This is a genomic window from Streptomyces deserti (genome assembly GCF_054782695.1).
This window is the reverse complement of sequence record NZ_BAAGRZ010000009.1, coordinates 165,834-179,736: the sequence shown is the minus strand read 5'-3', so window position 1 is coordinate 179,736 and position 13,903 is coordinate 165,834. Positions and strand designations below refer to the sequence as shown.

Annotated in this window: 11 protein-coding genes; 4 read left to right on the top strand and 7 right to left on the bottom strand. The window is 70.2% G+C overall.

The window, feature by feature from the left end; all coding sequences use genetic code 11:
* Positions 1 to 12 precede the first annotated feature (12 nt).
* A complete protein-coding gene (locus ACYVMZ_RS18350) occupies positions 13 to 813 on the bottom strand; it encodes a carbon-nitrogen family hydrolase (RefSeq protein WP_461080832.1) in 801 nt (266 codons plus the stop codon).
* A 193-nt stretch (positions 814 to 1,006) separates the two neighbouring features.
* Between ACYVMZ_RS18350 and ACYVMZ_RS18345 the strand changes: the two genes are divergently transcribed.
* Entirely contained in the window at positions 1,007 to 1,831 is an 825-nt protein-coding gene (locus tag ACYVMZ_RS18345) for a maleylpyruvate isomerase family mycothiol-dependent enzyme (protein WP_461080830.1), read from the top strand.
* Positions 1,832 to 1,900: 69 nt separating this feature from the next.
* Here ACYVMZ_RS18345 and ACYVMZ_RS18340 read toward each other — a convergent pair whose 3' ends face one another.
* A complete protein-coding gene (locus ACYVMZ_RS18340; protein WP_461080828.1) occupies positions 1,901 to 3,211 on the bottom strand; it encodes an MFS transporter in 1,311 nt (436 codons plus the stop codon).
* Positions 3,208 to 3,858, bottom strand: a complete 651-nt coding sequence (locus tag ACYVMZ_RS18335) for a GntR family transcriptional regulator (protein ID WP_461080826.1) — start codon at positions 3,856 to 3,858, stop codon at positions 3,208 to 3,210. The genes ACYVMZ_RS18340 and ACYVMZ_RS18335 overlap by 4 nt, the downstream gene beginning before the upstream one ends.
* Positions 3,859 to 4,054: 196 nt before the next feature.
* Between ACYVMZ_RS18335 and ACYVMZ_RS18330 the strand changes: the two genes are divergently transcribed.
* Entirely contained in the window at positions 4,055 to 4,960 is a 906-nt protein-coding gene (locus ACYVMZ_RS18330) for a D-alanyl-D-alanine carboxypeptidase family protein (RefSeq protein WP_461080824.1), read from the top strand.
* 196 nt (positions 4,961 to 5,156) lie between these two features.
* Positions 5,157 to 6,095 carry a D-alanyl-D-alanine carboxypeptidase family protein gene (locus ACYVMZ_RS18325; RefSeq protein ID WP_461080822.1) on the top strand — a complete coding sequence of 313 codons (939 nt, stop codon included), beginning with the start codon at positions 5,157 to 5,159 and terminating at the stop codon, positions 6,093 to 6,095.
* 48 nt (positions 6,096 to 6,143) lie between these two features.
* On the opposite strand, the gene ACYVMZ_RS18320 is transcribed toward ACYVMZ_RS18325, so the two are convergent.
* The 4 genes from ACYVMZ_RS18320 to ACYVMZ_RS18305 all read right to left on the bottom strand — a co-directional run bounded on the left by ACYVMZ_RS18320 (position 6,144) and on the right by ACYVMZ_RS18305 (position 11,850).
* Entirely contained in the window at positions 6,144 to 7,595 is a 1,452-nt protein-coding gene (locus ACYVMZ_RS18320) for a dihydrolipoamide acetyltransferase family protein (protein WP_461080820.1), read from the bottom strand.
* Between the two features lie 10 nt (positions 7,596 to 7,605).
* Positions 7,606 to 8,586: an alpha-ketoacid dehydrogenase subunit beta gene (locus tag ACYVMZ_RS18315; protein ID WP_461080818.1), complete on the bottom strand. Its 981-nt coding sequence runs from the start codon at positions 8,584 to 8,586 to the stop codon at positions 7,606 to 7,608.
* A gap of 2 nt (positions 8,587 to 8,588) precedes the next feature.
* Positions 8,589 to 9,776 carry a pyruvate dehydrogenase (acetyl-transferring) E1 component subunit alpha gene (gene pdhA / locus ACYVMZ_RS18310; protein ID WP_461080816.1) on the bottom strand — a complete coding sequence of 396 codons (1,188 nt, stop codon included), beginning with the start codon at positions 9,774 to 9,776 and terminating at the stop codon, positions 8,589 to 8,591.
* Positions 9,777 to 10,272: 496 nt separating this feature from the next.
* On the bottom strand, positions 10,273 to 11,850 hold the full coding sequence (locus ACYVMZ_RS18305; RefSeq protein WP_461080814.1) for a protein kinase domain-containing protein: 1,578 nt from the start codon (positions 11,848 to 11,850) through the stop codon (positions 10,273 to 10,275).
* 334 nt (positions 11,851 to 12,184) lie between these two features.
* Between ACYVMZ_RS18305 and ACYVMZ_RS18300 the strand changes: the two genes are divergently transcribed.
* Positions 12,185 to 13,819 (top strand): protein kinase domain-containing protein, encoded by a 1,635-nt coding sequence (locus tag ACYVMZ_RS18300; protein WP_461080812.1) that lies wholly within the window; start codon positions 12,185 to 12,187, stop codon positions 13,817 to 13,819.
* Positions 13,820 to 13,903: the final 84 nt, after the last annotated feature.

Genomic DNA, 13,903 nt, shown 5'->3' with positions numbered 1-13,903 from the left:
GGCCTGGGGCCGTTACTGGCGCCGAGGGGGTTCCAGCCCCAGCACCCGGTCCTTCAGCGCCGGGAACTGCTCCCGCGTCGCCGCCACCCTGCCCGGGTCGAACTCCACCGTGAGGACCTCCTCGCCGGCGCCGGCCTGGGCCAGCACCTCGCCCCACGGATCCACCACGATCGAGTGACCGGCCTGCGGAACTCCCGCGTGCGTCCCGGCCGTTCCACAGGCGAGCACGAACGCCTGGTTCTCCACCGCCCGCGCCTGAGCCAGCAGCGTCCAGTGCGACCGGCGGCGCTCCGGCCAGCCCGCCGGCACCACCAGGGTCTCGGCACCGGCGTCGACGAGACCGCGGAAGAGTTCGGGGAAACGGAGGTCGTAACAGGTCGCCACGCCGAGGGTCATCGACGGCAGACGCACCGTCACGAGGTCCTCGCCCGCGCCCATCAGCACGGCCTCGCCCTTGTCGAAGCCGAAACGGTGGATCTTGCGGTAGACCGCGGCCAGGTCGCCGGAGGGAGTGAAGACGAGAGACGTGTTGTACAGCGGCCCGTCGGGGTCCCGTTCCGGGATCGAGCCGGCGTGCAGCCACACGCCCGCGTCGCTCGCGGCCTTCGCCATCGCCTCGTACGTCGGCCCCTCGAGCGGCTCGGCCTCGCGCCCGAACTCCTCGTACGCGAAGGCGCCCGTGGTCCACAGCTCCGGCAGGACGACCAGATCGGCGGCCCCCGCCTGAGCCCGTACCAGCGCGGCGACCCGCCGCCGACGCGATTCGACCGATTCGCCCTCGTCTACGGCGATCTGGAGCAGAGAAGCGCGCACACTACCACCGTCCTGGCATTCGAGCCGTCCACAAGGGCGTCCACACGGGCCTACGATCGTCACACGAAAGCACTGCCGGGGTGCCTGACAGCAGCGTAACTTAGCGTGCAAGACACCCGCCGACAGCAGCCACCTCCCACTGGCAACGCCGCCACAACCTGCCCGTGTACCGACCGCCGAGGGGTCCCGTTCCGTGAGTCTGCATCCCACCCTCCAGCCCTACGCCGACGCCTGGACTCACTCCATCGAGGCGATATCCGAGCTGGTCCAGCCGCTTGTGGAGGCAGACTGGAACCGCCGGACACCATGCCCGGGCTGGTCGGTGCGCGACATCGTCTCCCACGTCATCGGCCTGGACTCCGAGATGCTCGGCGACCCGCGCCCGATCCACACGCTCCCGCGCGACCTGTTCCACGTCACCAACGACCACCAGCGCTACATGGAGATGCAGGTCGACGTCCGCCGCCACCACACGGCGCCGGAGATGACGTCCGAGCTGGAGTACATGATCATCCGCCGCAACCGCCAGCTGCGGAACGACAGCCGCGACCCGGGCGCGAAGGTGCGCGGCCCGCTCGGCACCGAGCTGACGCTGGAGGAGTCCATGCGCCGGCACGCGTTCGACGTGTGGGTGCACGAGCAGGACCTGCGCACGGCCCTGGGCCGCCCCGGCAACCTCGACTCCCCGGGCGCGCACGTCACCCGTGACGTGCTGCTCGCCGAACTGCCCCGCGTCGTGGCCGATCTCGCCAACGCCCCCCGCAGCTCGGCGGTCGTCTTCGACGTCCACGGCCCCGTCGAGTTCCTGCGCACGGTCCGCGTCGACATCCAGGGCCGCGGCACCGTGGAAACGGCCCCCGCGCTCGGCCCCGCCGCCACCCTCACCCTCGACTGGGAGACGTACGTCCGCCTGGCCTGCGGCCGGGTGAGCCCGGAGGCGGTGGCGGACCGGGTGAAGGCGGAGGGCGACCCGGACCTGACGGCGGCGATCCTGCGGAACTTCGCGGTGACGCCCTGACCGTTCGAGCCGGAGCAGGGTCTGGGGGCGTCAGCCCCCAGCGCCGCCCGGCCCGGCACGGGGCGTTGGTCACGCAGGCACGTGCACCGTCTCCACCCGGCTGGCCACCGACCGCTCCCGCTCCCGCCGAGCCGCCCGCCTCCGCAACCGCAGGATCTGGCTCACGCCCAGCGCCTGCAGCACGAACACGGCCGAGAAGGCGACGGTGTAGTCGTCGCCCGTCGCGTCCAGCAGCACCCCGACCGCGAACAGCGTGGTCATCGAGGCGACGAACCCGCCCATGTTCGTGATGCCGGAGGCCGTCCCCTGCCGCTCCGGCGGATTGGCCGGGCGGGCGAAGTCGAAGCCGATCATCGAGGCCGGGCCGCAGGCGCCCAGCACCGCGCACAGCACGAGCAGCAGCCACATCGGCGCGCGGTCGGCGGGGTAGAACAGCGTGGCCGCCCACAGCAGCGCGGTCGTTCCCACCGTGCCCAGGGCGAGCGGCAGCCGGGCTTCGTGGTGGCGGGCGACGAGCTGGCCGTAGACCAGGCCGACGACCATGTTCGACAGCACGACGAGCGTGAGGAGTTCCCCGGCCGTGGCCCGGGACAGGCCCTGCGCCTCGACCAGGAACGGCAAGCCCCACAGGAGCAGGAACACCATCGCCGGGAACTGGGTGGTGAAGTGCACCCACAGCCCGAGCCGTGTCCCCGGCTCGCGCCAGGCCGCCGCGATCTGGCGGCGTACGTACGCGGCGCCCTGGTGCGGGAAGGGCTCCGGTTCGTGGCCCTCGGGGTGGTCCTTCAGGAACAGCAGCACCAGCACGAGCACCACGACACCCGCGAGCGCGCTGCCCGCGAACGCGGCCGTCCAGCCGATGCCGTGCAGCAGCCGGGCCAGGACGAGGGTGGAGACCAGGTTGCCCGCCATGCCGACCAGCCCGGCGAGCTGCGCGACGAGCGGCCCGCGCCGGGCCGGGAACCACCGGCCGCCCAGCCGCAGCACGCTGATGAACGTCATCGCGTCACCGCACCCGAGCAGCGCCCGCGAGGCGAGCGCCATGCCGTACGAGGGCGAGAACGCGAACCCGAGCTGCCCGGCCGTGAACAGCACGACCCCGATGCCCAGCACCTTCTTCGTGCCGAGCCGGTCCACGAGCAGGCCGACGGGTATCTGCATGCCCGCGTAGACCAGCAGCTGGAGGATCGAGAAGGTCGACAGGGCAGAGGCGTTCACATGGAAGCGGTCGGCGGCGTCGAGGCCGGCCACCCCCAGCGACGTACGGAAGATGACGGCGACGAAGTAGACCGAGACGCCGATGCCCCAGACGGCGATGGCGCGCCGCCCGCCCGGCGGATCGCCCGGCAGAGCCACAGCCCGTGCGGCCGAGGAGCTCATCGGACCTCCCCACGGGCCAGGTGCGAGAACCAGCTGACGTGCCGGTGCACGACCCCGACGGCCGCCTCCGCGTCGCCGGAGCGCAGCGCTTCGAGGATCTCCTCGTGCTCGACGAGGGTCTTGGCGATCCGGTCGGGGTGGGAGTGCATGACGGCGACGCCCATGCGCAGCTGGCGGTCGCGCAGCTGGTCGTAGAGCCGGGAGAGGATCTCGTTGCCTCCGCTGCGGACGATCTCGGCGTGGAAGCAGCGGTCGGTGACGGCGGCCGCGGCCAGGTCTCCGGCGGCGGCCTGCTCCTTCTGCCGGGCCAGCAGCTCCTCGAGGCGCTCGACGAGTCCAGGGGGCGCGGGTACGGCCTTGCGCGCCGCGTGTTCCTCGACGAGCAACCGGGTCTCGACGACGTCGGCGATCTCCTGCGCGGAGACGGGCAGAACGAGCGCGCCCTTCTTCGGGTAGAGCTTGATGAGTCCCTCGACCTCCAGCCGCAGCAGCGCCTCGCGCACCGGCGTGCGCGACACCCCCACGGCCTCGGCGAGCTCCCCCTCGGTGAGCAGGGTGCCGCCCTCGTAACGACGGTGCAGAACACCCTGCTTGACGTGGGTGTAGACACGGTCGGCGGCGGGCGGCTGCTTCACGGCGAGGGTCATGCCGACATCATAGATACAACAGGTACGCATGGATGCATGCGTCCACGATGCGGACCCGCCGCACCCCGCCTCAGCGGCCACACAACCTTCTGTGCTACTTACGTGTCACACATGTGCGGCCCTATCGGCTTTCACGCCTGCTCGACCTCAACTCGGCCGCACACCAGGGGAAAACGACGCAATCGGGGTATCTCACTTGAAAACCGGCATCCAGGGCATTCGCATCCGCAGAGCCGTCGGCGTCGCCGTGACCACCGGCGCCGTGCTCGCGACCGGAGCCCTCTCCGCTGCGCCCGCGTCGGCCGCCGCCGCGCCCACGATCACCGCCAAGGGCGGCTACGTGATGAACAACGCGAACGCCAAGACGCTGTACACCAAGGCCGCGGACACCCGGCTCTCCACCGGTTCCACGACCAAGATCATGACCGCGAAGGTGGTGCTCTCCCAGCCGAACCTCAACCTCGACGCCAAGGTCACCATCCAGAAGGCGTACAGCGACTACATCGTCGACAACAACTGGGCCTCGAACGCCAAGCTGATCGTCGGCGACAAGGTCACCGTCCGCCAGCTGCTGTACGGCCTGATGCTGCCGTCCGGCTGCGACGCCGCATACGCGCTCGCCGACAAGTTCGGCACCGGCACGACGCGGGCGGCGCGCGTGAAGTCGTTCATCGGCAAGATGAACACCACGGCCAAGAACCTGGGTCTGAAGAACACGCACTTCGACTCGTTCGACGGCATCGGCCGCGGGGCCAACTACTCCACGCCGCGCGACCTGACGAAGCTCGCCAGCAACGCGATGAAGAACGCCACGTTCCGCACGATCGTCAAGACCAAGAAGTACACGGCCAAGACGACCACCAAGAGCGGCGGCACCCGGACGATGGCGCCGTGGGAGAACACCAACCCGCTGCTCGGCACCTACACCGGCGCGATCGGCGTGAAGACGGGCTCCGGCCCGGAGGCCAAGTTCTGCCTGGTCTTCGCCGCGACCCGGGGCGGCAAGACGGTCATCGGTACCGTCCTCGCCTCCACCAGCAAGGACACGCGTACCTCGGACGCGAAGAAGCTGCTGAACTACGGCTTCACCAAGCTGGGCTGACGTCCACGGACGCACACACGGACGCACACGAGGGGCCGGCCGCCCGACAGCGGCCGGCCCTCCTCCTTTTCTCCTTTTTCCTCTTTTCCTCGCGTCCGCCGTACAACCCTTCGCGCTCGTCGTGAGTCTCCTGTGCGCCTCCCCCCGGCCATTCGCAGGCGCCTTCCAGGCATTGCGCACATTCGGAGCGTTCATAGTGATAACCGGCATCAAGGGCGTACGTGTCCGCCGAGCCGCAGCCGTCATCGCCACCACCGGCGCGCTCGTGGCGGGCGGCGCCCTGGCGACGCCCGCACAGGCGGCGACCGCGCCCTCGGTCAGCGCCAAGGGCGCGTTCATGCTCAACAGCGCGACGGGCTCCACGCTCTACAGCAAGTACGCCGACACCAAGCGGCCCATGGCGAGCACCACCAAGATCATGACGGCCCGCGTGGTGCTGAGCATCCCCGACGTCAACCTCGACCGGAAGGTCACCATCAAGCAGGCCTACCGGGACTACGTCACCGCCAAGGGCGCGAGCACGGCGGACCTGAAGACCGGCGACAAGGTCACCGTCCGTCAGCTGCTGCACGCGATGATGCTGCCGTCCGGCTGCGACGCCGCGATGGCCCTCGCGGACACGTTCGGCACCGGTACGACGGTCTCGGCGCGCACGAAGTCGTTCATCAGCAAGATGAACGCCAAGGCCGACGCCCTCGGCCTGACGAACACGCACTTCGACTCGTTCGACGGCAACTCGACGCAGAACACGAACTACACGACGCCGCGCGACCTCGCCAAGCTCACCCGCAGCGCGATGAAGTACTCGACGTTCGCCGGCATCGTCAAGAAGCAGAAGACGGTCCAGTACGCGACGACGAGCACCGGCGGCACCCGCACCTACACCTGGTACAACACCAACAAGCTGCTGGGCTCCTACAGCGGCGCGACCGGAGTGAAGACCGGCACCAACACGGCCGCCGGCCCCTGCCTCGTCTTCTCCGGCACCCGGGACGGCAAGACGGTCATCGGCGTGCTCCTCAACGACCAGTACCGCTTCACGGACGCCGCCAAGCTGATGGACTACGCCTTCGGCAGCAGCTCGGCGAGCACGATGCAGCTGCGCACGCTGCCGTCGGGCGCCCAGCGGGACTGACAGCAGCCGCAGAGGCCCACCGCGTACGGGCGGTGGGCCTCTCTCATGTCACGCCCAGGTGATCAGCCGCTTGGGCTGCTCCAGGATCGCCGCGACATCCGCCAGCACCTTCGAGCCCAGCTCGCCATCCACCAGGCGGTGGTCGAAGGAGAGCGCGAGTGTGGTGACCTGACGCGGCTTCACCTTGCCCTTGTGCACCCACGGCTGGAGCTTGATCGCGCCCACCGCGAGGATCGCGGACTCGCCGGGGTTGAGGATCGGCGTCCCGGTGTCCACCCCGAACACACCCACGTTCGTGATGGTGATCGTGCCGCCCTGCATCGCCGCCGGGGACGTCTTGCCCTCCCGCGCCGTGGACACCAACTCACCCAGCGACTCGGCCAGTTGCGGCAGCGTCTTGGCGTGGGCGTCCTTGATGTTCGGCACGATCAGACCCCGCGGGGTCGCCGCCGCGATACCCAGGTTCACGTAGTGCTTGACCACGATCTCCTGAGCCGCCTCGTCCCAGGACGCGTTGATGTCCGGGTTCCGCTTGACCGCGACCAGCAGGGCCTTGGCGATGAGCAGCAGCGGGTTGACGCGCAGGCCCGCGAACTCCTTGTCCTGCTTCAGCTCCTCGACCAGCTTCATCGTGCGCGTCACATCGACCGTCACGAACTCCGTCACATGCGGTGCCGTGAACGCCGAGCCGACCATCGCCGCCGCCGTCGCCTTGCGGACGCCCTTCACCGGGATACGCGTCTCGCGGACCGTGTCGTACGACACCGGGGCCGGCGCAGCGGCAACCGGAGTGGCGGGAGCGGCCGGGAGCTCCACCTCACGCTCGGGAGCCTGCGGCGGGGCCGCCGCCGCGTGGACGTCCTCGCGCGTGATGATGCCGTCCGGGCCGGTCGGGGTCACCGTCGCCAGGTCGACGCCCAGATCCTTGGCCAGCTTGCGCACCGGCGGCTTGGCCAGCGGGCGCGGCGTGGGGGCGGCGGGTGCGGTGGCGGTGGCGGCGGGAGGGGTGGCGGTCGTGGCGGCGGGAGCCGTGCCGTGACCGTTCAGCTCGGTCTGGATCGCTGCCGAGGCCCCGGCGACGGGGGCCTGAGGCCCCTTGCGCGGGCGGCGGCGGGTGGCGGAGGTGGCCACGCCGTAGCCGACCAGGACCGGCTGGCGAGCCGTGCTCTCCGCCTTCGGCTCCTCCTTCTGCGGCTCGGCCGGGGTCTGCGCCGGTGCCTCGGCCTCGGCGGGAGCTCCGCCCGACACATCGATCGCGATGATCGGCGTGCCCACATCCACCGTCGTGCCCTCGGGGAAGTGCAGCTCACGCACCACCCCGTCGTACGGAATGGGCAGCTCGACGGCCGCCTTGGCCGTCTCGACCTCGCACACCACCTGGCCGTCGGTCACCGTGTCGCCGGGCTGGACATACCACTTGAGGATCTCCGCCTCGGTGAGCCCCTCGCCCACATCGGGCATCTTGAACTCACGCACGGACGCCTGCGTCATCGTCGTCACGCTCCCCTCCTCAGTACGCCAGCGAGCGGTCGACGGCATCCAGCACCCGGTCCAGATCCGGAAGGTAGGACTCCTCCAGGCGGGCCGGCGGATACGGCGCGTGGTACCCGCCCACGCGCAGCACCGGGGCCTCCAGGTGGTAGAAGCAGCGCTCCGTGATCCGCGCCGCGATCTCCGCACCCGACCCGAAGAACACCGGCGCCTCGTGCACGATCACCAAACGGCGCGTCTTCTCCACCGACGCCTGGATCGAGTCGAAGTCCAAAGGAGACACCGAGCGCAGGTCCAGGACTTCGAGGGACCTGCCCTCCTCGGCGGCCGCGTCCGCGACCTCCTGGCAGAGCTTGACCATCGGTCCGTAGGCGGCGAGGGTCAGGTCCGTGCCCTCACGCACCACACCGGCCTTGTGCAGGGGACCGGGGATCGCCTCGGTGTTGACCTCGGCCTTGTCCCAGTAGCGGCGCTTGGGCTCGAAGAAGATCACCGGGTCGTCGCTCTGGATGGCCTGCTGCATCATCCAGTACGCGTCCGACGCGTTGGAGGGGCTCACGATCTTCAGGCCCGCCACGTGCGCGAACAGCGCCTCCGGTGACTCCGAGTGGTGCTCCACCGCGCCGATGCCACCGCCGTAGGGGATACGCACGACGACCGGCAGCTTCACCTTGCCCAGCGACCGCGCGTGCATCTTCGCCAGCTGCGTGACGATCTGGTCGTACGCCGGGAACACGAAGCCGTCGAACTGGATCTCCACGACCGGGCGGTAGCCGCGCAGGGCCAGTCCGATCGCGGTACCGACGATGCCCGACTCGGCGAGCGGGGTGTCGATGACGCGGCTCTCGCCGAAGTCCTTCTGCAGGCCGTCCGTCACGCGGAAGACGCCGCCGAGCTTGCCGACGTCCTCGCCCATGATGAGGACCTTGGGGTCGGACTCCAGGGCGCGGCGCAGCGACTCGTTGATCGCCTTGGCCAGAGCCATCTTCTCCGCTGCCATGGTCAGACCCCCTCTGCTTCGGCGAACGATGCCTGGTACGCCGCGAACTGGGCGCGCTCCTCGTCGACGAGGGCGTGGCCGTCCGCGTACACGTTCTCGAAGATGGCGAAGTGGTCCGGGTCCGGCATGGCACGGACCGCCTCGCGCACTCGCCTGCCCAACGCCTCGGACTCGGTCTCCAGTTCCGCGAAGAATCCCTCGTCCGCGTGGTTTGAGGCCTCCAGATAGCGGCGAAGGCGCAGGATCGGGTCCTTCGCCTCCCAGGCCGCCCGCTCGTCGTCGTGGCGGTACCGGGTGGGGTCGTCGGAGGTGGTGTGGGCGCCCATGCGGTACGTGAACGCCTCGATCAGCGTCGGGCCCTCGCCGCCGCGGGCCCGCTCCAGCGCCCACTTCGTGACGGCCAGGCACGCGAGGACGTCGTTGCCGTCGACGCGTACGCCCGGGAAGCCGAAGCCCTGCGCGCGCTGGTACAGCGGCACGCGGGACTGCTTCTCGGTCGGCTCGGAGATGGCCCACTGGTTGTTCTGGCAGAAGAACACGACCGGGGCGTTGTAGACCGCGGAGAAGGTGAACGCCTCGGCGACGTCGCCCTGGCTGGAGGCGCCGTCGCCGAAGTAGGCGATGACCGCCGAGTCCGCGCCGTCCTTGGCGATGCCCATCGCGTAGCCGGTGGCGTGCAGGGTCTGGGAGCCGATGACGATCGTGTAGAGGTGGAAGTTGTTGCCGTTCGGGTCCCATCCGCCGTTGTTCACGCCGCGGAACATGCCGAGCAGGTTGGTCGGATTCACCCCGCGGCACCAGGCGACGCCGTGTTCGCGGTAGGTCGGGAAGACGTAGTCGTCGTCGCGCAGGGCCCGGCCGGAGCCGATCTGGGCGGCCTCCTGGCCGAGCAGCGAGGCCCACAGGCCCAGCTCGCCCTGGCGCTGCAGGGAGGTGGCCTCGGCGTCGAAACGACGGGTGAGCACCATGTCGCGGTACAGGCCGCGCAACTCGTCGGGGGTGATGCCGGAGACGTACTTGTCGTACTCGGCGTTCTTGACGCGCTTGCCCTCGGGCGTCAGCAGCTGGACGAGTTCGGGGTCGGCGCTCTTCTTGGCGGTCGTGCGGGTGGTGCGCTTGGTGCCGGTGGTGCCGGCCTTGCTTCCGGCGCTGCGTCGCGGTGTGCGCGCGGCAGTGCTCTCCACGGTCACGTGTGCTCCTCCGTCGGTCCGGCCCCCGGGGTTGCCGGTAGGCCAGTGCGGCTCACCTGATCCGACCACCGGGCACGGGGTGGGTGCCACTCGGCCGGGAACAGGCGTGACAGGTGCCCCGGCGAGCGCCCTGCAAAAGTCACGTTACCCAGTGCGCCACATATCTGTGAAACCCCTTCTGACCTGCGATTTTGCTTGGATTTCCAAGTAAATCGGGTAGGACTGGAAGGGCCGCTGGTCACAGCCTTGCAGGAGGCCGGAGCAACGGCACGGTATCCCGGCGGCCCCGGACACGGGAAGAGTTCGTGGCCACCCGTACGGCCCTGTTTCTTCGTCCGCCGCAACAACCTCTGGATGCTGCGCGACGTACAGCCGCGTACACGCGAAGTGGCGTACAGCCGTGTACACGCGAAGTGGCGTACAGCCGTGTACACGCGAACGTGCGGCCCGCTTCCGGGCCGCACGCGTGCGTGGCCGCTGTTCTCGGTGCGCCGGGTCAGGATCCCTCGCCGCCGGAGCCGCCCGTCGGGTCTCCGACCACCCCGCCCGTCGGGTCCGTCGGGGTCTGCGGATCCGTGGGCTGCTGGCCCGTCGGCGCCTCGGTGGGCTCCTCGGTCACCGTCTCCGACGGCGTGGCGCTCGGCTCCTCCGACGCCGTCTGCGACGGCGTGTAGGACGGCGTGTAGGACGGCGTCCAGTTCGAGCCGCCCGTGCCCGCGCCCGTGCCGTCGTCGGTGGCCGTGTCGGTCGGCTCGTCCGTCACCTCGTCGCTCGGCGACTCGCTGGGCGACTTGTTCTCGGTGGTCTGCGAGGTGGTCGGCGACTGGGTGGTGCCGGGTCCGCGGCCGTCTCCGCCGCTGCCCTTGACGGCCAGGGCGACACCCGCGGCGATGGCGATCACCGCCAGCACCGCGAGGATCCACAGCTTGCCGCGGCCGCTGCCCCGGTTGCCGCGTCCCTCGAAGCCGCCGTCGTCGCCGCCGCCGTACCCGGCGGGCATGATCGGCTGCGGGATCTGCGTGGTGCCGGAGGCGTCACCGCCGGGGTGCGGCAGCACGGCCGTGCCGGCGAGGCCCGCCGCCGGGGTGTGCCGGCCGTCGTGCGTGTCCACCGGGCCGGTGTTCCAGGTGCCGGTGTGGCCGCCCTGGTCGTACAGCATCTGCAGCGCGTACTGGACCAGCCCGCGCATCTCCTCGGCCGTCTGGAAACGGTCGTCCGGCTCCTTGGCGAGGGAGCGCATGACGAGGCCGTCGAGCTCGGGAGGGCAGGCGTCGGAGGCCTCGGACGGCGGCGTCGGGATGTCCTGGACGTGCTGGTAGACCACCGACAGCGGGGTCTCGCCGGTGAACGGCGGGCGCAGCGCGAGGAGTTCGTAGAGCAGGCAGCCCGTCGCGTACAGGTCGGAGCGGTGGTCGACGGCCTTGCCGAGCGCCTGCTCCGGGGAGAGGTACTGCGGGGTGCCCATGACCATGCCGGTCTGCGTCATCGTTGTCGACGCCCCGTGCAGGGCGCGGGCGATGCCGAAGTCCATCACCTTCACGGCGCCGTTGTTGGTGATGATGACGTTGGCCGGCTTGATGTCCCGGTGCACGATGCCGTGCTGGTGCGAATAGGCGAGCGCCTCCAGGACGCCCGAGACGATGATCAGGGCCTGCTCGGGGCCCGGCGCCTCGGCGTTCAGCAACAGGTCGCGGATCGTGCGGCCCTCGACCAGCTCCATGACGATGTAGGGCACGGACTGGCCGCCGACGACGTCCTCGCCGGAGTCGTACACGGCGACGATCGCGTGGTGGTTGAGGCCCGCGACCGACTGGGCCTCGCGCGTGAAGCGGGCCTTGGACACCGGGTCCTCGGCGAGGTCGGAACGGAGCAGCTTGACGGCGACGGTCCGCCCGAGGCGCACGTCCTCGGCGGCGAACACCTCGGCCATGCCGCCCCGGCCGAGTCTGTGGGTCAGCCGGTACCGGCCGTCCCCGACCAGCCCGCCGTTACCCCAGGACTCCGGCGCGTCCGACATGCCGCCGCCAGTCGCCTCGGGGTCGGACGGGCCCTGAGCGCGCTGCTGCTGTGCCATCAGTCCTCGCCGTCGTTTCTGCCCGCGGTGCGCGCGGTGTTGTTACGGTCTCCGTCGGCCACGCTACAGCCTCCGCGCAAGCCTCCGGTCCGCAACGGGTGCCAGGACCGGCACGAGACGGACCGGCAATCCAACCCTGTGCACGCACCGTCGTGCAAATTCTGTGTACCGGCCGTACGACCCCTGTAACGCTTCCGCGACGCTTCTTTCGCGTACGGTCACGGAACGGGCACCTGGCTTGACGTGTCAGTGCCCTGGGGCAGACTTGGCCGGGAATAGCTCTTTGGATCAAAGCTAATTGTCGGCGCCGGAAAGGCTACGGGGGACGCTGAAGATGAGCCAGGACGGCGCACAGGGCCAGTACACGGGGCGGGCGCTCGCCGGCGGGCGGTATCAGCTGCGGGACCTGCTCGGCCAGGGCGGCATGGCCTCGGTGCACCTCGCGTACGACTCCGTGCTCGACCGACAGGTCGCGATCAAGACACTGCACACCGATCTGGGCCGGGAGCAGGCCTTCCGTGAGCGGTTCCGCCGCGAGGCCCAGGCGGTGGCCAAGCTCACGCACACCAACATCGTCTCGGTCTTCGACACAGGCGAAGACGATCTTGACGGGATGACGACGCCGTACATCGTCATGGAGTACATCGAGGGCCGCCCGCTCGGCTCGGTGCTCGACGAGGACGTACGGCACTACGGCGCGATGCCCGCCGACAAGGCGCTGAAGATCACCGCGGACGTGCTGGCCGCCTTGGAGATCAGCCACGAGATGGGGCTGGTCCACCGGGACATCAAGCCGGGCAACGTGATGATGACCAAGCGCGGTGTGGTCAAGGTCATGGACTTCGGCATCGCGCGCGCCATGCAGTCCGGTGTGACGTCGATGACGCAGACCGGCATGGTGGTCGGCACCCCGCAGTACCTCTCGCCGGAGCAGGCGCTCGGCCGGGGGGTGGACGCGCGGTCCGATCTCTACTCCGTCGGCATCATGCTGTTCCAGCTGGTCACCGGGCGGCTGCCGTTCGACGCGGACTCGCCGCTGGCCATCGCGTACGCGCACGTGCAGGAGGAGCCGCCGGTTCCGTCCTCGGTCAACCGCTCCCTGCCGCCGGCCGTGGACGCGCTGATCGCCCGTGCGCTGAAGAAGAACCCGAACGAGCGTTTCCCGAGCGCCGAGGCCATGCGCGGCGAGTGCCTGCGTGTGGCGTCCTCCTTCCAGCCGGCCCCGCCGAGCATCGTCCCCGGCGCGCAGACCCCGAGCGGCGCGGGCGTCGGCTCCGCCGTCTTCCCGCCGGTCGACCAGGCGACCCCGGCGCCCACGGGCAACGTCCAGACGCCGTACCAGCCGGTCCCGGCCCCGAACCCGTACGGCACCCCGGCCCCGTCTCCGGCGTACGGCTATCCGCAGCAGGGCGGCTACCAGACGCCCACGCCTGCCGCCTACTCCCCGCAGCCGGGCCCGTCGACCCCGCCGTACAACCTCACGCCCCAGACCGTGGCCGGCGGCTCGGGCGGCAAGAGCAACAAGCTGGTGATCATCGGCTCGATCGTGGTGTCCCTGGTGGCGGTCGGCGGGCTGGTCGCGGCGCTGACGCTGAACGGTGGCAGCAGTGACGACAACACGGGCGGCGGCGGTGCCAGCGCCTCGGCGTCGGCGTCGGCGTCCAAGAAGCCCGGGTACCGCGGGCCGGACACGGCGAAGACGATCAAGACGACCGAGTGCACCGAGCCTCAGGAGTCGTACGACGACCCCGACAAGATCCAGATCCCGAGCTTCAAGTTCAAGTACATCAAGTCGGTCAAGGCGTGCTTCCAGGCCGCCGGCTGGACGATGAAGGTCACGAACGTCGACGAGAACACGTACGGCGAGGGCGCCGTCATGGAGCAGTTCCCCTCCGCCGGCACGGACGTCGACCCGCAGGACATGCCGGAGATAGAGCTCAGGGTCTCGACGGGCAACCCGCCGTCCTGACACCCGGTCACCCGGGTCACCCGGTCCAGAGGAAGGGCCCGGCGGTTTCGGCCGCCGGGCCCTTGCGTGTGAAGTCCGTTCCGG